General features: G+C 59.0%; 23 protein-coding genes and 1 tRNA gene. 15 read left to right on the forward strand and 9 right to left on the reverse strand.

Features of this window, described 5'->3' with window-relative positions:
* Positions 1–36: 36 nt before the first annotated feature.
* The 4 genes from ACTG2U_RS13900 to ACTG2U_RS13915 form a co-directional block, all read right to left on the reverse strand.
* On the reverse strand, positions 37–531 hold the full coding sequence (locus ACTG2U_RS13900; protein ID WP_005355485.1) for a CreA family protein: 495 nt from the start codon (positions 529–531) through the stop codon (positions 37–39).
* A 26-nt stretch (positions 532–557) separates the two neighbouring features.
* Complete coding sequence (locus ACTG2U_RS13905; RefSeq protein ID WP_439974634.1) at positions 558–1,004, reverse strand: Mpo1 family 2-hydroxy fatty acid dioxygenase; 447 nt, start codon at positions 1,002–1,004, stop codon at positions 558–560.
* Positions 1,005–1,066: 62 nt separating this feature from the next.
* On the reverse strand, positions 1,067–1,924 hold the full coding sequence (locus ACTG2U_RS13910; RefSeq protein ID WP_335812666.1) for a hypothetical protein: 858 nt from the start codon (positions 1,922–1,924) through the stop codon (positions 1,067–1,069).
* Positions 1,925–2,071: 147 nt separating this feature from the next.
* Positions 2,072–2,458 (reverse strand): TraR/DksA family transcriptional regulator, encoded by a 387-nt coding sequence (locus tag ACTG2U_RS13915; protein ID WP_005356952.1) that lies wholly within the window; start codon positions 2,456–2,458, stop codon positions 2,072–2,074.
* 480 nt (positions 2,459–2,938) lie between these two features.
* On the opposite strand from ACTG2U_RS13915, the gene ACTG2U_RS13920 reads away from it, so the two are divergent.
* The 9 genes from ACTG2U_RS13920 (at position 2,939) to ACTG2U_RS13960 (ending at position 12,133) form a co-directional block, all read left to right on the forward strand.
* A complete protein-coding gene (locus ACTG2U_RS13920; RefSeq protein ID WP_013723370.1) occupies positions 2,939–4,270 on the forward strand; it encodes a glutamine synthetase family protein in 1,332 nt (443 codons plus the stop codon).
* A gap of 186 nt (positions 4,271–4,456) precedes the next feature.
* Positions 4,457–5,818, forward strand: coding sequence for an aspartate aminotransferase family protein (locus ACTG2U_RS13925; protein WP_058056392.1), 1,362 nt, complete (start codon positions 4,457–4,459; stop codon positions 5,816–5,818).
* A gap of 53 nt (positions 5,819–5,871) precedes the next feature.
* Positions 5,872–6,969 (forward strand): extracellular solute-binding protein, encoded by a 1,098-nt coding sequence (locus ACTG2U_RS13930; protein ID WP_005340709.1) that lies wholly within the window; start codon positions 5,872–5,874, stop codon positions 6,967–6,969.
* A gap of 119 nt (positions 6,970–7,088) precedes the next feature.
* Positions 7,089–8,174, forward strand: coding sequence for a polyamine ABC transporter substrate-binding protein (locus ACTG2U_RS13935; protein WP_335812667.1), 1,086 nt, complete (start codon positions 7,089–7,091; stop codon positions 8,172–8,174).
* Between the two features lie 78 nt (positions 8,175–8,252).
* Positions 8,253–9,407: a polyamine ABC transporter ATP-binding protein gene (gene potA / locus ACTG2U_RS13940; RefSeq protein WP_005340704.1), complete on the forward strand. Its 1,155-nt coding sequence runs from the start codon at positions 8,253–8,255 to the stop codon at positions 9,405–9,407.
* Complete coding sequence (locus ACTG2U_RS13945; RefSeq protein ID WP_005340703.1) at positions 9,404–10,309, forward strand: ABC transporter permease subunit; 906 nt, start codon at positions 9,404–9,406, stop codon at positions 10,307–10,309. The genes potA and ACTG2U_RS13945 overlap by 4 nt, the downstream gene beginning before the upstream one ends.
* Positions 10,306–11,151 carry an ABC transporter permease subunit gene (locus ACTG2U_RS13950; protein WP_005340701.1) on the forward strand — a complete coding sequence of 282 codons (846 nt, stop codon included), beginning with the start codon at positions 10,306–10,308 and terminating at the stop codon, positions 11,149–11,151. The genes ACTG2U_RS13945 and ACTG2U_RS13950 overlap by 4 nt, the downstream gene beginning before the upstream one ends.
* Before the next feature lie 45 nt (positions 11,152–11,196).
* Positions 11,197–11,901 carry an MOSC domain-containing protein gene (locus ACTG2U_RS13955; RefSeq protein ID WP_439974635.1) on the forward strand — a complete coding sequence of 235 codons (705 nt, stop codon included), beginning with the start codon at positions 11,197–11,199 and terminating at the stop codon, positions 11,899–11,901.
* A 155-nt stretch (positions 11,902–12,056) separates the two neighbouring features.
* Positions 12,057–12,133, forward strand: a tRNA-Pro gene (locus tag ACTG2U_RS13960).
* Positions 12,134–12,393: 260 nt separating this feature from the next.
* Here the strand turns inward: ACTG2U_RS13960 and ACTG2U_RS13965 are convergent.
* Positions 12,394–12,921: an AbiTii domain-containing protein gene (locus tag ACTG2U_RS13965; RefSeq protein WP_005356927.1), complete on the reverse strand. Its 528-nt coding sequence runs from the start codon at positions 12,919–12,921 to the stop codon at positions 12,394–12,396.
* Between the two features lie 124 nt (positions 12,922–13,045).
* Positions 13,046–13,510, reverse strand: a complete 465-nt coding sequence (locus ACTG2U_RS13970) for a thioesterase family protein (RefSeq protein ID WP_005355465.1) — start codon at positions 13,508–13,510, stop codon at positions 13,046–13,048.
* 133 nt (positions 13,511–13,643) lie between these two features.
* Here ACTG2U_RS13970 and recQ point away from each other — a divergent pair, with 133 nt between their 5' ends.
* Entirely contained in the window at positions 13,644–15,479 is a 1,836-nt protein-coding gene (gene recQ / locus ACTG2U_RS13975) for an ATP-dependent DNA helicase RecQ (protein ID WP_042081697.1), read from the forward strand.
* Positions 15,480–15,546: 67 nt separating this feature from the next.
* Here the strand turns inward: recQ and ACTG2U_RS13980 are convergent, their stop codons facing one another.
* Positions 15,547–15,849 (reverse strand): c-type cytochrome, encoded by a 303-nt coding sequence (locus ACTG2U_RS13980; RefSeq protein WP_005340687.1) that lies wholly within the window; start codon positions 15,847–15,849, stop codon positions 15,547–15,549.
* Positions 15,850–15,954: 105 nt separating this feature from the next.
* Between ACTG2U_RS13980 and ACTG2U_RS13985 the strand changes: the two genes are divergently transcribed.
* The 3 genes from ACTG2U_RS13985 (at position 15,955) to ACTG2U_RS13995 (ending at position 18,514) form a co-directional block, all read left to right on the forward strand.
* Positions 15,955–17,382, forward strand: coding sequence for a protein adenylyltransferase SelO (locus tag ACTG2U_RS13985; protein ID WP_416033387.1), 1,428 nt, complete (start codon positions 15,955–15,957; stop codon positions 17,380–17,382).
* A 10-nt stretch (positions 17,383–17,392) separates the two neighbouring features.
* Positions 17,393–17,680, forward strand: coding sequence for a DUF3630 family protein (locus tag ACTG2U_RS13990; protein WP_159157841.1), 288 nt, complete (start codon positions 17,393–17,395; stop codon positions 17,678–17,680).
* A 159-nt stretch (positions 17,681–17,839) separates the two neighbouring features.
* Complete coding sequence (locus tag ACTG2U_RS13995; protein WP_005340680.1) at positions 17,840–18,514, forward strand: 7-cyano-7-deazaguanine/7-aminomethyl-7-deazaguanine transporter; 675 nt, start codon at positions 17,840–17,842, stop codon at positions 18,512–18,514.
* Positions 18,515–18,784: 270 nt separating this feature from the next.
* Here the strand turns inward: ACTG2U_RS13995 and rraA are convergent, their stop codons facing one another.
* On the reverse strand, positions 18,785–19,270 hold the full coding sequence (rraA, locus tag ACTG2U_RS14000) for a ribonuclease E activity regulator RraA (protein ID WP_005340678.1): 486 nt from the start codon (positions 19,268–19,270) through the stop codon (positions 18,785–18,787).
* A gap of 146 nt (positions 19,271–19,416) precedes the next feature.
* Here rraA and ACTG2U_RS14005 point away from each other — a divergent pair, with 146 nt between their 5' ends.
* Entirely contained in the window at positions 19,417–21,270 is a 1,854-nt protein-coding gene (locus ACTG2U_RS14005) for a methyl-accepting chemotaxis protein (protein WP_416033385.1), read from the forward strand.
* A gap of 122 nt (positions 21,271–21,392) precedes the next feature.
* Entirely contained in the window at positions 21,393–22,043 is a 651-nt protein-coding gene (locus ACTG2U_RS14010; RefSeq protein WP_005340675.1) for a chromophore lyase CpcT/CpeT, read from the forward strand.
* A 100-nt stretch (positions 22,044–22,143) separates the two neighbouring features.
* Here ACTG2U_RS14010 and rpmE read toward each other — a convergent pair whose 3' ends face one another.
* Positions 22,144–22,359, reverse strand: coding sequence for a 50S ribosomal protein L31 (rpmE, locus tag ACTG2U_RS14015; protein WP_005340673.1), 216 nt, complete (start codon positions 22,357–22,359; stop codon positions 22,144–22,146).
* Positions 22,360–22,487 lie beyond the last annotated feature (128 nt).

Here is a 22,487-nt window from a genome sequence, read left to right on the forward strand (position 1 = left end):
CAAAATGGGTCAGCTATCACCGGACAAACCGGCTGGTTATTGTCCCCACGGCATAATGGGAACGGCGCTGACCGCACTCTTGTACGAACCATCCACCAGTTTGGTGCTGTAGGTCAGGTAAACCAGTGCATTGCGTTTCTTGTCGTAAAAACGCACCACTTTCTGCTCCTTGAACACCAGCGAGGTGCTGACATCGAACACCTCTTCCCCCGCCTTCAGCTTTTCGGGCAGGGTGATGGGGCCGATCTGGTGGCACGACAGGGAGGCGTGGGAGGGATCTTCCGCCAGTCCCAGCCCGCCTTTGACTCCACCTGTCTTGGGGCGCGCCAGATAGCAAGCGACGCCGTCGATGCGTGGGTCGTCGAACGCCTCCACCAGGATCTTGTGGTTGGGGCCAAACAGCTTGAAGGCGGTGCTTACTTCACCGACCGGGTCGGCCTTGTCGGCCAGCGCCGGGCCAGCAAACAAGGCCCCCAGCAGCAGGGGCAGGGCGCGGCGCAGGGCATTATGTCGCGTGTGGTTATGTGTCATGGTCTCTCCTGTTGGCCCGGCACTCCTCAATAGGGAATGCCCAGGCGACGATAGAGGCTGGCAAGCACCCAGGCGGGGCCTATCAGCAGAAATTGCAGGTCGGCGAGGAAGGAGGGGCGCTTGCCCTCGATCTTGTGGCCGACAAACTGGGCTATCCAGAGCAGCACGAACGCCGCCACCGAGGGCCACAACAGCGGCCCCTGCCATTGGTGGCAGATCCACAGTCCCAGTGCGGTCAGCACCGCCATCCCCGCGAACAGCGAAAACGACAGCTGCAGATAGAACAGCAGCACCGGAATGGCTGCCACTGCCGCCCAGTTGAGGGGCTCTGGCAAGGGCCCGTGTGGCAGACACCAGAGCAGCGCCAGCGAGCAGAGATAGATGCCCGGCACCGCCAGTTTGTGGATGGCGATGTTTGTCGGATGGCGATGGCTCTGGCCGTACTGCGCAAACCACTCCTGGATTCCCTTCAAGGCACCTCCCTGGCGCACTGTGTTCTCGCTGCCCGACCCTCATGGTCAGGCGCTCGGGATGATTATCCCTGCGGTGGATACTCCCAATATTGGGCCGGAATGGATTTTAGCAACGGGGTCATATCCGGATTGGGCAGGGCGATGGTGACCCGCTGATCGAGGTTGGCGCTGGCGAGCGCTTCGCGGATCTTGGGGTTGTCATTGAAGAACTTCATAAAGCTGCCATCGGCATAGGCCCGCTCCAGCCCGGTCTGAATCGCCTTGGCCAGCTTGGGGTATTCGGGGCTGACGAAGAAGAACTGGGCAAAGGGGTAGCGGATCAGCAGATGCTGCTCGATGGCGAGGTTGGGATACTGCGCCACCAGCTCGCTGCGCTCGGCGAAGATTTCCACTAGGGCGCGCGGGAAGAAGTCGATCTTGTCGCCGTCGTTGATAAGGCGAAACAGGCTGCTGTATCGGCCGGATAAGGTCGGGATACCCGCATTTTCCAGAATTTTGTTATCGGCCCAACCGACCCCTTGCGCTGCCTTCAGCTGTTTGAGGTCGGCCAGGTTATTGATCTGGTTGAACTTCTCCTGAGCATCCGCGTGGATGAACGACAGCCGCAATCCTTCCAGCCCGCGAAACAGCGGAATGGGGACGGCAATCAGGGAGGATTCGAGCTCGCTGGAGGTGCCCATCCAGAAGACGTTGATGGTCTTGCCCTTGCTCAGCTGCTGCTGGAGGGTGAACTGGTTGAGGTCGAGTTCGACAGGCTGGATGCGAAAGGGTTGCCCGGAGCGGGTTAGGGCCAGTTCCAGCAGCTTGTACTGGTACTCCTGGTCAAGATTGTTGACGGGACGGCTGGGGACCTTGACCGTCAGAACCTGTGCTTGTGCCAGCAGTGGCAGGCACAAACACAGCTTGATGAGCCATTTCACTCTCTGTTCTCCTGTAGATTCCGGAAGGTGTCCGGAGTCTAACAGAACTTGTCATCATCTTGCTGCGAGGCGTTGTGCAAGGTTTGAGCGCGGGGCCCTGCCTTGCTGGCGTCTGTTGCACCAGAATGGTGACGGTTCTTCGAAGAATCAGGCGACGCGACGGAACACGTGGGTATCGTTAAATTCCTTGGTGCTCTGGCATTCGACGCAGAAACGGGATTCCGGACGGGCATGCAGCCGCTTGAGGGAGATCTCGTCACCGCAAGATTCGCAGTAACCAAAATCCCCTTCGCTGATGCGCTTCAATGCGCCCCGCAGCTTGCGCAGGTGCAGCTTGTCGTGCTCGATGCGGTTCAGCTCCAGACGGCGGGCTTCCTCGATACTGGCACGGTCAATTTCATCAGCCATCTCGTTGGTGTCGGTGGCGATGGCCTGGCTGGCCTGGGAGTTCAGGCGCTCTTCGAGCTCGACGATCTGTCGCTCGATCTGCCCCTTGTAAAAGGCCAGTTGGTCTTCAGTCATGAAATCACACATACGATTAACTACCAGTCAGTTTACTAACCCAATTATCCCTGTTTATGGGGGCTGTCTGCCTACAGACCAAGCCCTTGTATCCCGATTTGCACCTGTTTCATGCAAGAGAGTGCAAATCAGGGCGGGCCTTGTACCAAAAAAATGCAGCCAAGCAAAGCAAATAGGATAAGGATTGTGCGCCCTTGCAAAAAAATGGTCCGTTCCTGCGGGGGATTGGTCGGGATCTGGCGCCTGCTTCACCCTCTGTTGGCATCGCCTTTGCAACGATGAGAGGGGGGGGCTTCGTACGGATTTGAGTGTTTAGTATTTGGTGCCGCCTTGGTCATTATATGCGCCGTTATTTATAGTTTTTTAAACACACCCGCTTGACATTGCCCTTGATGGCGGGCTTTTATGGTGATGTTGATTACAATTTTATAACAAGGGTGTTCCATATATTAGACACCCTTGCCAATGGCAACCGTAAAGTCGGGGTTTAACATGGACAGTATCAAAGGCTGGATGGAGAGCAATCGCATCACGGAGGTGGAGTGCCTGTTCCCGGATTTCACCGGCAACGCCCGGGGCAAGATCATCCCAGCCAACAAGTTTTTGCGTGAAGGGGGCATGCGTCTGCCCGAGGTGATTTTCACCCAGACGGTGACCGGCGAATATCCGGATGACGACAGCATGATCGACCCGCTGGAGCGGGACATGCAGCTCTATCCCGACCCCAACACCATCCGTTTTGTCCCCTGGGCGCTGGAGCCCACTGCCCAGGTGATCCACGACTGTTTCGACGTCAACGGCAAGCTGATCGACATCGCGCCGCGCTCCGTGCTGCGTCGGGTTCTGTCATTTTACGAGAAGCAGGGCTGGAAGCCGGTGGTGGCGCCCGAGCTGGAATTCTATCTAGTCACCCGCAACGAAGACCCCGACTATCCGCTGGTGCCGCCGGTCGGTCGCAACGGCCGCCCGGAGACCGCCCGTCAGTCGTTCAGCATCGATGCGGTCAACGAGTTCGACCCCATCTTTGAAGACATGTATGACTACTGTGAGGCGCAGGAACTGGAAGTGGACACCCTGATCCACGAGTCGGGCGCCGCCCAGATGGAGATCAACTTCCTGCATGGTGATGCCATCGATCTGGCGGATCAGGTGTTCCTGTTCAAGCGTACCATGCGTGAGGCCGCTCACCGCCACGGCATCTATGCCACCTTTATGGCCAAGCCGATGAGCGACGAACCGGGGTCGGCCATGCACATCCACCAGAGTCTGGAAGATGTGAACGGCCACAACCTGTTCGGCACTCCGAACGGCGGCAACAGCGAACAGTTCATGCACTTCATCGCCGGTCTGCAGAAATACACCCCGGCGGTGACTGCCCTGCTGGCCCCCAACGTCAACTCCTACCGCCGCCTCACCTTTGGCGAGAGCGCGCCGCGCAACGTCCAGTGGGGCGTAGAGAACCGCACCTGCGGCCTGCGGGTGCCCTTCTCCGACCCGAGCGCTCGGCGGGTGGAGAACCGCTTCGCCGGTGCCGATGCCAACCCCTATCTGGCGCTGGCCGCCACTCTGGCCTGTGGCTATCTCGGCATGATGGAGAAGCTGGAGCCGCTGCCGGAGATGAAGTCGAGCGCCTATGACCTGCCCTACAGCCTGCCCCGCTCGCTGGAGGAGGCACTCAGCCATCTCGAACAGTGCGAGCCCATCAAGGAGATGCTGGGCGAGCGCTTCACCCGCGCCTTCGTCGCGGTCAAACGCAAAGAGTACGAGACCTACTTTGGGGTGATCAGTCGCTGGGAGCGGGAGTTCCTGCTGCTGAACGTCTGATCCCCCTGTAACGGGGAGGCCGGAGTCGGTCTCCCCGATCCCTGTATCGAAGAGACCGGAACGCGAGTCAGGTGGCGGCAGCCACCTGTGAGTGGTTGTGGCTGCGAGCATGCAAGCCCGCCTGACTACCCACCTGACTATTTGACGACTGAATCTTGCTAAATCGAAGGAACCGAGGAGCAACAAATGCAGCAGACAACCCGTGAGTGGCAACAACTGGATGCCAGCCACCACCTGCACCCCTTTACCGACTTTCAGGCCCTGAACAAGAAGGGTTCGCGCATCATTACCAAAGCCAGCGGCGTCTATCTGGAAGACTCTGAGGGAAAACGCATTCTCGACGGCATGGCGGGCCTGTGGTGCGTCAATATGGGCTATGGCCGCCAGGAGCTGGTGGATGCCGCTACCCGTCAGATGCAGCAGTTGCCCTACTACAACCTCTTCTTCCAGACCGCTCACCCGCCGGTGATCGAGCTGGCGACCCTGCTGGCCGAGGTGACGCCAGCCCATCTCAACCACGTCTTCTTCACCGGCTCCGGCTCCGAGTGCAACGACACCGTGCTGCGGATGGTGCGCCACTACTGGGCCAGCAAGGGTCAGCCTGACAAACAGGTGATCATCAGCCGCCACAACGCCTATCACGGCTCCACCGTGGCGGGGGCGAGTCTGGGTGGCATGAAGGGGATGCATGCCCAGGGTGGTCTGCCCATTCCCGGCATAGTGCACATCGATCAGCCCTACCACTTCGGTGAGGGGCAGGGGATGAGTGCCCACGAGTTCGGGCTGGAGCGGGCCCGTCAGCTGGAGCAGAAGATTCTGGAGCTGGGGGTGGACAAGGTGGCTGCCTTTATCGGCGAGCCGATCCAGGGGGCGGGCGGCGTCATCATTCCGCCTGACAGCTACTGGCCGGAGATCCAGCGCATCTGCGATCACTACGGCATCCTGCTGATCGCCGACGAGGTGATCTGCGGCTTTGGCCGTACCGGCCACTGGTTTGCCAGCGAAGGGTTTGGCATCAAGCCGGACCTGATGTGTCTGGCCAAGGGGATCACCTCCGGTTATCTGCCGCTCGGCGCTGTGATGGTCAGTGACCGGGTTGCCAAGGGGCTGGTGGAGGAGGGGGGCGAGTTCAACCACGGCTTCACCTACTCGGGTCATCCGGTCTCCTGCGCCGTGGCGGTGGCCAATATCCAGCTTATGCAGAAAGAGAGCATAGTTAAGCGAGTGCATGATACTATCGGCCCCTATTTGCAGCGCCGCTGGGCGGAGCTGGCCGATCATCCGCTGGTGGGAGAAACCCGTGGCAAAGGATTGGTCGCCGCGCTGGAAATCGTTGAGGACAAGCAGACCAACCGGCGTTTCCCGGCTCAGGCAAATGCGGGGATGACTTGCCGGGAGTTCTGCTTTAACAATGGCTTGGTGATGAGGGCGGTAGGCGATACCATGATCATATCGCCCCCCTTGGTCATCACCGAGGAACAGGTTGATGAATTGGTCGATCTGGCCAGGCGCAGTCTGGATCTGACAGCCGCAAAGCTGAAGGGTTGAGGCGGGTCGGGCAGGTTGGCATGCGCATACAATTTGCTTAGGAGACAAGGATGATGTCTTTCAAAACAGGAGTGATCGCTGCCTCTGTGGCTCTGGTCATGGCAAGTGCCGGAGCAATGGCTGAAGAGAAGGTGCTGCACGTCTACAACTGGAGCGACTACATAGCGCCGGATACCCTGGATAACTTCCAGAAGGAGACGGGGATCAAGGTGGTTTATGACGTGTTCGACAGTAACGAGGTACTGGAAGCCAAGTTGCTGGCGGGTAGTTCGGGCTACGACATCGTGGTGCCATCCAACCCCTTCCTGGCCAAGCAGATCAAGGCGGGCGTGTTCCAGAAACTGGACAAGTCCAAGCTCTCCAACTGGCAAAACATGGATGTCGACCTGCTCAAGGCGCTCGAGCCGAGCGATCCGGGCAACCAGTACTCCATCCCCTATCTGTGGGGCACCATCGGCTATGCCTACAACGCCGAGAAGGTGAAAGCCGTGCTGGGGGCCGATGCCCCGGTCAACTCCTGGGATCTGGTGTTCAAGCCGGAGAACATGGCCAAGTTGAAAGAGTGTGGCGTCTCCTTCCTCGATTCACCGACCGAAATGCTGCCGGCTGCCCTGCAATATCTGGGCTTCAAACCGGATAGCCAGAAACCGGCCGAGCTGAAGAAGGCTGAGGAGCTGTTCCTCTCCATCCGTCCCTATACCGCCTATTTCCACTCCTCCAAGTACATCTCGGATCTGGCCAACGGCAACCTCTGCGTCGCGGTCGGTTACTCCGGTGACTTGCAGCAGTCCAAGGCGCGGGCAGCCGAGGCCAAGAATGGCGTCGCGCTCACCTACACCATTCCGAAAGAGGGGGCAGGCAGCTTCTTTGACATGATCGCCATTCCGGCGGATGCCAAGAACGTCGAGGCGGCCCACACCTTCATCAACTACCTGATGAAGCCTGAGGTGATCGCCAATATCACCAACGTGGTGCAGTTCCCGAACGGCAACAAGGCGGCGACCCCGCTGGTGGATGAGGCGATCCGCACCGATCCGGGTATCTACCCTGATGCGGCGACCCTGCAGAAGATCTACACCTTCCCGGATCTGCCGGCCAAGGTGCAGCGTCTGATGACCCGCAGCTGGACCAAGATCAAGTCCGGCAAGTAAGTAACGAATGCCCCTCCCGGTCCGCAGTTCGGCCGGGAGGGTAGTGATGCCATCCATCCGGATGGGCCGCGCGAATGGATGCGCAGACGGTCAACCACTGAAACAGGAGAACTGACACCGTGAATACAACCAGATTGCTAACCATAGCGCTGACCATGGGATTGGCGAATGTGGCCCAGGCTGCCCCTGTGCTGCACTTCTACAACTGGTCTGACTATATCGGTGAGACCACCCTCAGCGATTTCCAGCAGGCGACCGGCATCAAGACCGTCTATGACGTGTTTGACTCCAACGAGACCCTGGAAGGCAAGTTGCTGACGGGGCGGACCGGTTACGATTTGGTGGTGCCCTCCAATAATTTCCTGGCCAAGCAGATCAAGGCGGGAGCCTTCCAGAAACTGGATAAATCCCTGCTGCCCAATCTGGCCAACCTGGATCCCTTGCTGCTCAAGCAGCTCGACAAGGTGGATCCGGGTCATCAGTACGCGGTGCCCTATCTGTGGGGGACCAACGGCATCGGCTACAACGTCGACAAAATCAAGGCGGTGCTGGGGGTCGACAAGATTGACTCCTGGGCCACCATCTTCGAACCGGAAAACATGGCGAAACTCTCTCGCTGCGGCGTCGCCTTCCTCGACTCTGCCGACGAGATGATCCCTGCTGCCCTCAACTACCTCGGGCTCGATCCCAACAGTCATGCGACGGGGGATATCAAGCAGGCCGAGGCGCTGTTGCTCAAGGTGCGGCCCTATGTGGCCTACTTCCACTCCTCCAAATACATCGGCGATCTCGCCAATGGCGACATCTGCGTGGCGGCCGGTTTTTCCGGCGACATCCTGCAAGCCGCTGCTCGCGCCGATGAAGCTGGCAAGGGGGTGAAAATTGCCTACAGCATTCCGAAAGAGGGGGGCAATCTCTGGTTCGACATGATGGCGATCCCGTCCGATGCCACCAATGTCAAAGAGGCGCACGCCCTCATCAACTACGTCCTGCAGCCCGAAGTGATCGCCAAGGTCAGCGACTATGTGGGCTACGCGAATCCCAACTCAAGGGCGGGCGAGTTTATGGATGAGGCGGTGCGCAACAATGAGGAGGTTTATCCCCCTCAGGCCGTGCTGGAGCGACTCTATGTGCAGGAAGCACATCCCCGCTCGGTACAGCGTCTAATCACCCGGAGTTGGACCAAGATCAAGTCCGGTACCTAACCTTGGTGCCCGTTCGGGGGCGCCAAATCGCTTTTATGAATCGGCCGCAAGGCTGGTATCACGTTGGGGAGTTTGGTAATGGCGATAGCCTCCAGTGCCTACAAGAAAGCCCTCGAGGGCAGTCAGCAGCGCAAAGAAGTGCTGGTGAAAATTGATCGGGTAAGCAAGCAGTTCGACGAAACGCTGGCGGTCGATAACGTATCTCTCAATATTCACAAGGGGGAGATTTTCGCCCTGCTCGGCGGGTCCGGGTCCGGCAAATCGACCCTGCTGCGGATGCTGGCCGGTTTCGAGCGCCCGACCGAGGGGCGGCTGTTCCTCGACGGGGTCGACATCACCGACATGCCCCCCTATGAACGCCCCATCAACATGATGTTCCAGTCCTACGCCCTGTTCCCCCATATGACGGTGGCCCAGAACATCGCCTTTGGCCTCAAGCAGGATGGCCTGCCCAAGGCCGAGATCGATGCCCGGGTGGAGGAGATGCTCAAGCTTGTGCAGATGACCCAGTATGCCCGTCGCAAACCACATCAGCTTTCCGGTGGCCAGCGTCAGCGGGTGGCGTTGGCTCGTTCCCTGGCCAAGCGTCCCAAACTGTTGCTGCTGGATGAACCCATGGGGGCGCTCGACAAGAAGCTGCGTTCCAAGATGCAGCTGGAGCTGGTTGAGATCATCGAGCGGGTCGGGGTTACCTGCGTCATGGTGACCCACGATCAGGAAGAGGCCATGACCATGGCGGAGCGGATCGCCATCATGCACCTCGGCTGCATCGAGCAGATCGGCAGCCCGATGGATATCTACGAGACTCCGGCCAGTCGGCTGGTGTGCGAGTTCATCGGCAACGTCAACCTGTTTGACGGCCTGCTGGTGGAGGATGAGCAGGACCACGCCACCATCGCCTGCGCCGATCTGGAGCAGCCCATCTATGTGGGCCACGGCATCAGCTCCCGCGCCGAGAACAAGAAGGTGACCTACGCCCTGCGGCCGGAAAAACTGCTGATGAGTCTGCAAAAACCGGAGGAGATCGAGCACCCGGACTTCAACTGGACCAAGGGTGAGGTCTATGACATCGCTTATCTGGGCGGTCACTCGGTTTATCACATCCAGCTGCCCTCGGGCAAAATCGTTCAGGCTTTCATCGCCAATGCCGAACGCCACGGCAAGCGGCCAACCTGGGATGACCAGGTGTTCCTCTACTGGGAAGATGACAGCGGCGTGGTGCTGCAATCATGAAGTTCTTGCAACGACTGAAGCGGGTCGGCGGGCGCCGGCTGGTGATCGGCATCCCCTTCTTCTGGCTGTTCCTCTTCTTCCTGCTGCCCTTCGTCATCGTGGTGAAGATCAGTTTTGCGGAAGCGGATGTGGCGATCCCGCCCTACACCGACGTGGTGAGCTGGGCCGACAATCAGCTCACCATACTGCTCAATATGGGCAACTACCTGCTGCTGCAGGAGGATGAGCTCTATATCGCGGCCTATCTGGGCTCCCTCAAGATGGCCTTCGTCAGCACTTTGCTCTGCCTGCTGATTGGCTATCCGATGGCCTACTCCATCGCTCGGGCCAACAAGGAGACCCAGACCGTTCTGCTGCTGCTGATCATGATGCCGACTTGGACCGCCATTCTGATCCGGGTCTACGCATGGATGGGGATCCTCAGTAACAACGGCCTGCTCAACAGCGTTTTGCTGGGGATCGGGGTGATCGACGAACCGCTACAGATCCTCAACACCAACCTGGCGGTCTATATCGGCATTGTTTACTCCTACCTGCCCTTCATGGTGCTGCCGCTCTATGCCAATCTGGTCAAACACGATCAGAGCCTGCTGGAGGCCGCCTCCGACCTGGGGGCCCGCAACCTGACCCGTTTCTGGCAGATCACGGTGCCGCTTTCCAAAAACGGCATTATCGCCGGCTGCATGCTGGTGTTCATTCCGGTGGTAGGGGAGTTCGTTATTCCGGAAATGCTGGGCGGCCCGGAGACCCTGATGATCGGCAAGGTGCTGTGGCAGGAGTTCTTCAACAACCGCGACTGGCCGGTTGCCTCTGCGCTGGCGGTAGTGATGCTGGCGGTGCTGATCATTCCGATCATCCTCTTCAACCGTAACCAGGCCAAAGAGCTGGAGGGCAAGGCATGATGAGACGTTTCGGTTTTGCCAAACTGATGCTCTGGCTGGGGCTGCTGTTTATCTACCTGCCCATGATCATCATGGTGATCTACTCCTTCAACGCCTCCAAGCTGGTGACGGTGTGGGGTGGCTGGTCGCTCAAGTGGTACTTCGGCCTGCTCGACAACAAGCAGCTGATCGGGTCTGTGTTCCGCTCGCTGGAGATCGCCTTCTACACCGCGATCGCCGCGGTGGCGCTGGGGACGGTGGCAGCCTTCGTGCTGACCCGAATTCCCCACTTCCGTGGTCGCACCCTGTTCGGTGGCATGGTGACGGCGCCGCTGGTGATGCCTGAGGTGATCACCGGTCTGTCGCTGCTGCTGCTGTTCGTGGCCATGGCCCAGCTGGTGGGCTGGCCCGCCGAGCGGGGCATGCTGACCATCTGGATTGCCCACACCACCTTCTGTACCGCCTACGTGGCGATCGTGGTGTCGGCGCGGTTGCGGGAGCTGGATCTCTCTATCGAGGAGGCGGCAATGGATCTCGGCGCCAAGCCGTGGAAGGTGTTCTTCCTGATCACCATCCCGATGATCGCCCCCTCGCTGGCGGCAGGCGGCATGATGTCGTTCGCCCTGTCGCTGGATGATCTGGTGCTGGCGAGCTTCGTCTCCGGCCCGGGCTCCACCACCTTGCCGATGGAGGTCTTCTCGGCGGTGCGGCTCGGGGTTAAACCCGAGATCAACGCGGTGGCCAGCCTGATCCTGTTGTCGGTATCGCTCTTTACCTTCGGCAGCTGGTATCTGATGGCCAGGGCGGAGAAGCGCCGTCGTGCCGAGATCGCCATGACCACCCAGATGCAGGCCGTCGTCTGACGCCATGATAAGATCCGCCTACTTTCGTCAACCTGGAGGATGAGTATGCGGATCTCCCTTTTTAGCGGTCGTGGCACCGAGCTGGTGCCCGGCCTCACCAGCGCCATTCACAAGCAACCGATCTCTGCACCAGTTCGCTGTACCTTTGCCGGTCTGGAAGGGGATGAACAGTGTGACCTGCGCCACCACGGTGGCCCGGATCGGGCGCTCCACTACTATCCTGCCGATCACTATCTCTGGTGGCAGACCTGGCAAATCGCACTGGGCTTGCCTGCGCCACGTACACCTTGGCAACCTGCCGCCTTTGGCGAGAACCTCTCCGGTATCGGGCTGACCGAGGTGCAAGCCTGCATTGGCGATGTCTATCGACTCGGCGAGGCGCTGATCCAGATCAGCCAGCCGAGATCCCCCTGTTTCAAGCTCAACCAGCGCTTTGGCTATGGCCAGATGTCGCAGGTAATACAACTGAATGGCCGTTGTGGCTGGCTGCTGCGGGTGCTGGAGGAGGGGATGGTGTCGCCGGAGTCAGCCATGGAGCTGGTAGACAGACCCTATCCCGAACTGACGGTGAAGCGCACGGCGGATATCCTGTTCAATCAGGTGCGCAATGAAGCGGATCTGCTGATGTTGCTGGAGAATCCGGCCCTTTCCCCCAACTGGCGCCAGCATGCAGCCGACTGGCTGGAGCATGGCACTGTGGCTGACTGGCAGCGCCGTCTGCTGGGACCGGCATCCCTACACCTGGCCTGACAGCCGGTTACCGGAATGTCACCAGCTGGCTGCAGCCCGGTAAACGGATGAAAAGAGTGCTGAATAGTTGAGCGAACGGCACTTTTTTTCCTGCCAAATGCAAAAAAGGCTTGTGTCGGGTCTGGGCTTTCGGTAAATTCCCGTCCCGCAGACATCGGTGTGTAGCGCAGCTTGGTAGCGCACTTCGTTCGGGACGAAGGGGTCGGAGGTTCGAATCCTCTCACACCGACCAAATTTGAAAAGGCCGCTCAATAGAGCGGCCTTTTTGCATTTATCCTTCCTGTTTTCCCGATTTTCTTTAGCTGCTGACCTGTTACCTGGCCAAGTGATCTGACTTGCAGTATGCAGGGTCGAAGCAAGACCACAGACATTAAAAGGGCCACCGCTCGGTGGCCCATCGGTGGAGTCTGGTCCTGACTCCGGCACTCTAGATTGTGGCAATCTCGCTATGGGTCTTGTCTATGGTGCCCTCCTTGCGCGCCAGGCGCTTACTCAGATATGCCAGTGCTGATGCCGCAAAGCCTTGAAACTGTGTTGAGGCAGCAAGGCCGCGTGCTTGGGGTACTCACTAATGAAATGTTCTATTCCCTCCATCAGTTGTGCACGTAATGAAATCACGGGCTCATGCCAGGCTTGCAGGCATAAATGGCCGGGGATCAACTGCTCCTGATAATCTTCCAGCAGCTGTTCTGGCCAGGGTTCAATACCGGAATTGCGTTGCAGCAAATAGTGGGCGGCGGGTTCACGGGCATAAATGAACTGAATTTGGGCCAGATCGCGTTGGCATAGCGTTTGACTGTTGATATGACAGGTCAAATATTTTCCCGTTTTCAGATCCAGAAAGTGACCGCGTTGCCGACAGGGAACGATGCGATACCAAGGCAGGGGTGAGGAGAGAGAATACCCCTCAAGCTCCTGTTCCAACCAGTGGCGACACTCGGGTGTCTGCACCTCGTCGAGCATGGACTCGAGCTGTGTCAACAAGGCTCTGGATGGTTTGATGGCCAGTTTCGCACTCATCGCCTGCAATCCTCCCTCTGCACACAATCCCGACTATCAGTATGGACCTTGTTCGGCCAGAGGGGGTAAGGAATCTAATGATTAAAAGTGGATTAGCCGCGTGGTTTTTATGCACTAACTTGGTTCAACCCACCAGATAGGTACCGGTGCCGAAGGCGATGTGGGTGCCCTCTTCGTTGTGCAGCTCCATCCGGGCGACGGCGACCTTGCTGCCAGCCCGGATGATGTGGGCGGTGGCGATAAACTCGTTGCCGCGCCCCGGACGTAGGTAATCCACCCGCAGGTCTATGGTGCCGAGGCGGGCGAAGCGCTCCTTGAGATAACTGGGGGAGAACTCCTCCAGCTCGTCGATGCAGGATGCGGCGACGATCATGCCGCCCGCTACATCGAGCAGCGTGGCGGTGACGCCGCCGTGCAGGATGTTGTGGAAAGGGTTGCCGATCAGCTTCTCGTCCATCTTGATACGCAGCTCCACCTTGTCAAAGTCGTAGTGGGTCACCTGCATGCCGATCAGTTTGTTGAAGGGCATCTTCTCGGCAAACAGGTTGGCAATGCCACTGAGCGCCATCTTCTTGAGCATCTGTTTCATTCTCTGATCCCAATCCTTGTCATCAAAGCCGAGTAAAAACTCCAGCCAGTCTGCAACAGTTCCTTAACAGTCGCAATGGCAGGTTTATTGTGGGCGGCGGCTGCTTTAGAATGGCGACCCCAAAGGAGAGCCCATGACTGCGATTGCCGAAACCCTGCCAGATCCTCAGCCAGAGAGTCCGCTTGCCCTGCTGCAGGCGGTCTTCGGCTATCAGCAGTTTCGGCCGGGTCAGCTCGAAATCATCGAGCAGATCGTCGCGGGGCGCGATGCGCTGGTGCTCAAGCCCACTGGCGGCGGCAAGTCGCTCTGCTACCAGATCCCGGCACTGCTGCGGCCCGGGCTCGGGGTGGTGGTTTCTCCCCTTATTTCGCTGATGAAGGATCAGGTCGACAGTCTGCGCGCCAACGGCGTGGCGGCGGTCTACATCAACTCGGCCCTCAGTCGGGAGGAGATGATCCAGAACTTCGCCGCCATGCGCCGTGGCGAGATCAAGCTGGTCTATGTCTCCCCCGAGCGCTTGCTGCAGCACGAGTTTATGGACCGGCTGGCCGAGCTGCCGCTCGGGCTGTTCGCCATCGACGAGGCGCACTGCGTTTCCCAGTGGGGCCACGACTTCCGGCCTGAGTATGCGGCGCTGGGGCGGCTCAAACAGTGGTTCCCGCAGGTGCCTGTGGTGGCGCTCACCGCCACCGCCGATGAGGCGACCCGCAGCGACATGCTGCACCGCCTAGAGCTCAACGATCCCTTTATTCACACAGCCAGCTTTGATCGCCCCAATATCCGCTACAGCCTGGTGGAGAAGTTCAAGGCGGCCGAGCAGCTGCTGCGTTACGTGCAGAGCCAGAAGGGCAACTGCGGCATCGTCTACTGCTCCAGCCGCAACCGGGTGGAGGAGGTGGCCGAGCGGTTATCCCGCCACGGCTGCAAAGCCGCGCCCTATCATGCTGGGCTGCCGCTCGAGCAGCGTCAGCAGACCCAGGATGCTTTCCTCAAGGATGACATCGAGATAGTAGTGGCGACGGTGGCGTTTGGGATGGGTATCGACAAGCCCAACGTACGCTTCGTGGTGCACTACGACATTCCGAAGAACATTGAATCCTACTATCAGGAGACCGGCCGTGCCGGGCGTGATGGCACCCCCGCCGAGGCGCTGCTGCTCTACGATCCCGCCGATATCGGCCGAGTGCGTCGCCTGCTCGACAACATCGAGAATCCCCAGCAGTTGCAGGTGGAGCAGTACAAGCTCAACGTGATGGCCGCCTTCGCCGAGGCGCAGACCTGCCGCCGTCAGGTGCTGCTCAACTACTTTGGCGAGTACAACGACAAGCCGTGCGGCAACTGCGATATCTGCCTCGATCCGCCCAAAAGCTATGACGGCACTGAAGATGCCCAGAAGGCGCTCTCCTGCGTCTGGCGGGTGGGGCAGAATTTCGGGGTGGGTTATGTGGTGGAGGTGCTGCGCGGGTCGCTGAACCAGCGCATCAAGGATCACGGCCACGACAAGCTCTCGACCTACGGCATCGGCAAGGATCAGAGCCACGAATACTGGATGAGCGTGATCCGCCAGCTGATCCACAAGGGGCTGCTGACCCAGAACATCACCCGCAATCTGGTGCTGCAGCTGACCGAGGCGGCCCGCCCCGTGCTGCGTGGCGAGGTGAAGCTGGAGCTGGCGGTGCCCCGCTTGCAGCCCATCTCCAGCCGCAAGGAGAAGCGCAATGGCCTGCTCGACAACGCCAACTACGACAAACGGCTGTTCAAGGAGTTGCGCGGCCTGCGCAAGCAGATTGCCGAGGACGAAGAGGTGCCGCCCTACGTGGTGTTCAACGATGCGACCCTGGTGGAGATGGCTCAGCTGATGCCGATGACCGAAGACGAGATGCTGGCCATCAACGGTGTCGGGCACCGCAAGCTGGAACGCTTTGGCGAAGCCTTTATGGATCTGATCATCGACTACTGCCGGCGGTAGGGTCGATTAGGCAGCCTAATCGACCACGGTAAGCGCGGCTCGGAAGAACCAAGGGTTAGACGCGAGGTTATTTCAGGCTGGCGTAGAAGGCCGCCAGATTGTCGATATCCGCATCGGTCAGCGGCGCCATGAAGGGGTCCATCAAGGGCTCTTTGCGGGTGCCATCCTTGAACGCTTTCAACTGTTTAACCAGATAGGCGGCATTCTGACCCGCCAGATGGGGATAGTTGGGGATCATCGCCTTGCCTTCCACGCCGTGACAGGCGGCACAAACCGCCGCTTTGGCTTTGCCGGCTTCAATATCGGCAGCCTTGGCCTGATGACCCCACGCCAGTGCCAGCAGGGGCAGGGCATATACCCATTTTTGCATCTTCTTCTCCTTGAATTGAAAAATGATGGTCGCCAGTTAGCGCAAGCATGGCTGACGGCAGTATAAAGAGTGACACGAGCATACGCAGGGACGAATGGCACAACCATGAAGTTGATCAACACTTTTGCGACCGAGTTGCCCTGGGCCTGTGAACCCGTGGTCCCCCAGCCGCTGCAGCAACCCCGGTTGCTTCATCTCAACCGGGCTTTGCTGGATGAGTTGGGGCTGGGAGGCATCAGCGAGGCTGACTGGATCGCCTGTTGTGGCGAGGGAAAAGTGCTGCCCGGTATGCAACCGGTAGCGCAGGTCTATGCCGGCCATCAGTTCGGGGGTTATAGCCCCCGGCTTGGGGATGGTCGCGCGCTGCTGCTGGGTGAGCAGCTGGCGCCGGATGGTCAGCGTTGGGATCTCCACCTGAAGGGAGCAGGTAAAACCCCGTTCTCCCGTTTTGGTGACGGCCGCGCCGTGCTGCGCTCCAGCATTCGCGAATATCTCGCCTCCGAGGCGCTCCATGCCCTCGGCATACCAACCACCCGTGCGCTGGTGCTGGTGGGCAGCCAGGAGCCCGTTTATCGCGAGCAGGTTGAGACAGGGGCGACTGTGCTGCGCACCGCCCCCAGCCATCTGCGCTTCGGTCATATCGAGTATTTCGCCTGGAGCGGGCAGGGGGAGAAGATCCCGCCACTCATCGACTATCTGCTGCGCCACTACTTCCCCGAACTGGAGAGTGGTGCCGAACTGTTTGCCGAAGTGGTGCGCCGCACCGCGCGCCTGATTGCAAAATGGCAGGCGGCGGGCTTCTGTCACGGGGTAATGAATACCGACAACATGTCGCTGCTCGGCCTGACGCTGGATTACGGCCCCTACGGCTTTATCGATGCCTATGTGCCCGATTTTGTCTGCAACCACTCGGATCCGGCGGGCCGCTATGCGCTGGATCAGCAGCCTGCGGTCGGTTACTGGAATCTGCAAAAACTGGCGCAGGCGCTGGCTGGCCATGTAGACGGTGATGCGCTGGCTGCAGCGTTGGCCCAGTACGAGCAGCAGCTGATGTTGCACTACTCCGAGTTGATGCGGGCCAAGCTCGGACTGGCAGTGTGGGAGGAGGATGACCCGGCGCTGTTCCGCGAGCTGTTCCGGTTGCTGGCGGCCCACAAGGTGGATTACCACCTGTTCCTTCGCCGTCTCGGTGAGGTGACGCAAGAGGGGGCGTGGCCTGCATCTCTGCTGGCCCTGTTGCCTGAACCACTGGGTTGGCAGGCGTGGCTGGAGCGCTATCGGGCGCGGCTAATGCGCGAAGGCAGCGAGGATGCCGTGCGTAAGGCGCAGATGGATGCCATCAATCCCAAGTATGTACTGCGTAATGCGCTGGCCCAGCAGGTGATAGACGCCGCCGACGCAGGGGATATGCGGCCTTTCGAGCGGCTGTTCGCCGCCTTGCAGCGCCCCTATGATGAACAACCCGAATATGAGGATCTCGCCACCCCGACTCCGGCATGGTATTGCGGTGGTGAGCTCTCCTGCAGTAGCTAAGAGATTGGGCATGAGTTGGCAAATCAAACAGGTAGATAGCGAAGCTGGCGTGGTGACGCTGGATTGTCCGGCGCTCGACTGGGACACGTTCCCGCTGTTGGCGCAGGCCTTGCTGCGAGAGTGGGAGCTGCAGCCGCTCGAGCAGGATGCGGGGGCCGACCGCCATAGCTGGTTGCTGGCGTTTGAAGGGAGCCAGTTTCGGCTGGAGTACGAACACTACAGCGGCTGCTGGCTGGAGGCGGTGCGCCCGGCGGATCGGGAGGCGCTACTCTGGCTCGCCAGACAGCACAAGGCGTGAATATCGACCACAAGGCCAGCTCTACCACTGGCCAACCTGGATGAGCCTAATCGCATAAAGATTGAACTATCGGTTTGGGGGCGTATAATCTCGCCCCTCGATTATCGCCAATGGTGGCGATATGGGTTCCCTAACCCCATTAACCAAAAAGGTCACAAGATGAATCTGACCCCTGCGCAGTACCAAACGGCGCTCGTTCGCCTGTCGTTGTTCCACATCCTGATCATTGCCAGCAGCAACTATCTGGTGCAGCTGCCGATCACCGTGTTTGGCTTCCACACCACCTGGGGTGCGTTCAGCTTCCCGTTTATCTTCCTCGCCACTGACCTGACGGTGCGGATCTTCGGTGCCGGTCTGGCGCGCAAGATTATCCAGACCGTGATGTTGCCAGCACTGGCGGTCTCCTATGCGCTCTCTGTGCTCTTCTTCGAAGGGAGCTTCCAGGGCGTTGGTCATCTGGCCGAGTTCAACCTGTTCGTGGCGCGTATCGCGCTGGCCAGCTTTATGGCCTATCTGGTGGGGCAGTTCATGGATGTGGTGGTGTTCAACCGCCTGCGTCTGCTCAAGCAGTGGTGGATTGCGCCAGCGGCCTCCACCCTGTTCGGTAATCTGGTCGATACCATCGCTTTCTTCAGTGTGGCCTTCTGGCGCACCACAGATCCTTTCATGGCAGAGCACTGGGTCGAGATCGCAACCGTCGATTACGTATTCAAGTTGCTGATAAGCCTTGGTTTGTTCGTGCCGCTCTACGGTGTCTTGCTGCGCTACCTCAGCCGCAAGCTGGTGGGCGAGGCCGGATTATCCAGCCTGCAAACGGCCACCCGGCAAGCCTGACCAGATTGACCACCCTTCGCGGTGGTCAATTTTTTTTCACTTTCTGCAAATAGCGCTTGCCTAGTTAAATGAGAATGATTATTGTTAACTTGTTTTCCGGGAAAGACTTCATTCGTTCCAACGTGATGGACTTCTTGTGAAGGCACGACATTGCTCACATTGCTTCCAGTTAAGGGCCAGTTTATCTGGCCCTCTTTTTTTGTCATTTTTCAGCCAGTTGCAGGCATAAAAAACGGGAGCCAAGGCTCCCGTCGTCACTCTGTCTGTGGCTTACTCGATATCGAGTGCCTCGGGGGAGAGGATCACCCCTGTGGTATCGGCGTAGAGGTGGTCGTCGGGCAGGAAGGTCACGCCACCGAAGTTGACCGGCAGATCGGTCTCCCCCACATCCTTGCTGTCGGCACCGACCGGAATGGCTGCCAGTGCCTGAATGCCGATATCCAGATCTTCCAGAATATCGACTTCGCGGACGCAGCCGTAGCAGACAATCCCTTCCCAATCGTTCTCTGCTGCTGTTGTGGCGATGTCGCTGTCGATCAGAGCGCGGCGCATGGAGCCACCGCCATCGATCAGCAAGACGCGTCCCAGTCCGTTCTCTTTGACGAGTTCACGGATAAGACCATTCGATTCGAAGCATTTGACGGTGGTGATGACGCCGCCGAAAGAGGCGCGGCCGCCGAAGGAGCAGAGCATGGGTTCAAGCACATCCACCATGTCCTGATAGATGTCGCACAGTTCAGAAGTATTGTATTCCATAGTGTCAAATCCACGGCTGGAAACAGGTGCAACCAGTATAAGGAGTGGGTGTGGCATTTCAATGAATATTCCTTGCACAGATCACCTGTCGCCGCTTTTCTGCATAAGCTCAATGCAGTTCACTGTCAGTTTGCGAGAGGTCCATCGTGCTTATCCGTCATAAGTTGATCCTGAATACCGTGCTGGTTGCTGTTGCCATGCTGGTACTGAGCGGCCTGTTTATCTACTCCAGCCAGGTGCACCGTCATCTGACCGAAGCCCAGCGTAATATCGACCAGCTGGAGATCGCCATGCTCAACCTGCGGCGGGCCGAGAAGGATTTTCTGATCCGCAAGGATATGACCTTCGTCGAGCGCTTCAATCAGGGGCTGTCAGACTTTCACCAGCACAATCGGGAGCTGGTGACCGATGACAATCTGGCGGCTGTCGAGGGGGAGCTGACCAGACTGGATCAGCAGATCAGCGGTTATGGCAAAGCCTTCAACGATCTGGTGGCCCAGCAGCAGAAGATTGGTCTGGGGCCGGAGGAGGGGCTCTATGGCAAGCTGAGGGCGGCGGTGCATGAGGTGGAGAATGGGCTCAAGCAGCTGGATCAGCAGGGGTTGCTCATCACCATGTTGCAGCTGAGGCGGGCGGAGAAGGACTTCATGCTGCGCTCCGATATCCAGTATCTGGAGCGTTTCGAGACCTTGCACAAGAGTTTTCAGGATAGCCTTGCCGCCTTGCCAGAAGGGGAGCGCGGCAAGCTGGAGCAGGCCAGCAAGCAGTACCGGCAGGACTTTGTGGCGCTGGTGCAGGGGATGCAGGTACTGGGGCTGAAAGAGGATGAGGGGCTGCGTAACCAGATGCGGGATCTGGTGCATCAGACCGAACAGGGGTTTGCCGCCGTCGATCAGCACATTGTCGCTGAGCTGGAGCGGCAGAGCGCTCGCCTCAACAGCCTGATGCTGGTCTGTGGCGGGGTGATTGTGGTGCTGATCGGCATCATGAGCGTGTTGCTGGGGCGCAGCATCGACCGTCCCATTACTCAGGTGAATGACACCGTCAACCGCATTCGTAAGGATAATGACCTGCGCCTGAAGATAGATCTGCGCGGGGCAGATGAAATGGCCCAGCTGGCAGGCAATCTCGACGTGATGCTGGGCGGGTTTCGTGATCTGATCGGCGATGTGAAGCAGAGCGTGCACACCCTGACTGAAGCGGCGGATCACCTCTCGGCCAACGTCAAACGCACCAGTGAAGGGGCGGCGCGCCAGCTGCAGGAGACCGACATGGTGGCGACCGCGTCCACCGAGATGGGCTCCACCATCGAAGAGATCGCCCGCAACACCGAGCAGGCGGCAAACAATGCGCAGGCGACCAACAACAAGGCGATGGAGGGGCGGGCTGCGGTCGAGAATACTGTCGAGCAGATCCGCTCGCTGGCGGGCAATCTGGAGAGTTCATCCCGCGAGGTGAGCCAGCTGCAAAAAGAGAGCGAGACCATCGGCTCCGTGCTTGACGTGATCCGTGGCATTGCCGAGCAGACCAACCTGCTGGCCCTCAACGCGGCTATAGAAGCAGCCAGGGCAGGGGATCAGGGGCGCGGCTTTGCGGTGGTGGCCGATGAGGTGCGCAATCTGGCCATCCGTACCCAGAAATCGACCCAGGAGATTGCCGGTATCATCAGCTCGCTGCAGAAACAGACCGGCAGCATCGTCGAGGTGATGGCGACCTGCCGCGAGCAGGGCAACCGCAGCTCGGATCAGGCCAGTACCGCAGGGGAGTTGCTGGGGCAGATCACTCAGGATGTTACCAACATCATGGACATGAGCACCCAGATTGCTGCGGCTATCGAACAGCAGAGTCTGGTGGCCAACGAGGTGAACCGCAACGTCAACAACATCCGCGACATCGCCCAAGAGTCGAGTATCATGGCGGAGGAAAATGCGAGATCCAGCGAGGGCCTCAACGAGCAGGCCCAACTGCTCAACAAGGCGGTGGCAAAATATCGGGTTTAGTGAGCGGACTGGCATCCTTGTGAGGTTTTTGCACCAGAGTGGCAATGATTTGATCGTAGTGGCTGTTATTGGGGTAATTCGCTCATATAATCGCCGCCACTATGATGATTCGGAAGGATTCGATGGCAAAGTTGCTGGTGGCCGTATTCGGGCTGCTCTGTTCCTGTCTGGTGTTGGCAGGTTCGGCGCCTCAGGCTACCCCACTCAAGCCCGGTATGGAACCGCTGCTCAGCTGGTTCAACGGGGCCTTTACGAGCCGGGAGCAGGCCAGTTACGACAGCCGCTTTACCAGTGCCGAACTGCGCTTGATGGAGATCTGGCCCGGCTATCAGGGCTATCGCTGGGTCTATGCCGAGCAGTACCTGAGTCTGCGCTCCGTCCGTCCCTTTCGCCAGCGCATCTATCGCTTCTCACCCGCCCCTGACGGGCGGATCCTGATGGCAGAGCTGACCATGCCCCGAGCCACCGATTTTGCCGGTGCCTGGCATGATCCCGCCCTGCTCGACAGTCTGACCCCGCAGCAGCTCTCCTTGCGCCACGGTTGCGAGATCTGGCTGACCCGTACCCCCTCCGGCGAATATGCCGGTCACACCCGGGTGGGCCATTGCTCCACCGATTTTGGCGGTGCCACGACGCTGGTGCAGCATATCTGGATTGGCCCCGATAGCGTCAGATTGCTGGATCGCGCCTATGACAACGCAGGGAGTCCGCGCTGGGGTAGCCCAGGTGAGGGGTATGTCTATTTGCGTCGTTCCAAGGGGTTTGGTCAGTAGGGGAGAGTACGTCTGGTTGCGGGAACATGAAGGATGAAAAACAGGGATCGTAAAAAAGGCGCCCATTGGGCGCCTTTTTCAGAATTCTTCAGAAGTAAAATTACTTCTTGGTGGTCATCGCACCGAAACGCTTGTTGAACTTGTCTACGCGGCCGCCGCTAGAAACTTCTTTCTGCTTGCCGGTGTAGAACGGGTGGCACTCGGAGCACACGTCCAGGTTCAGATCTTTACCGATGGTAGAGAAAGTGTTGATGACGTTACCGCAAGAGCACTTGGCGGTGATGGCTACGTAGTCAGGATGGATACCAGCTTTCATGGACAACCTCAATTAATAGGCCGTGTCGCCATCCGATCTCTTGTCGGACACCACACGATTGTTGAACACAGTTTCAAAGGCTGCGAATAATATAGGAAATGCCTGAGATCAGGCAAGTGGCTTCGCAG

Origin of the sequence: Aeromonas sp. 95A, from assembly GCF_051919235.1 — a bacterium.
In the GTDB taxonomy this organism is placed as follows: Bacteria; Pseudomonadota; Gammaproteobacteria; order Enterobacterales; family Aeromonadaceae; genus Aeromonas; species Aeromonas veronii.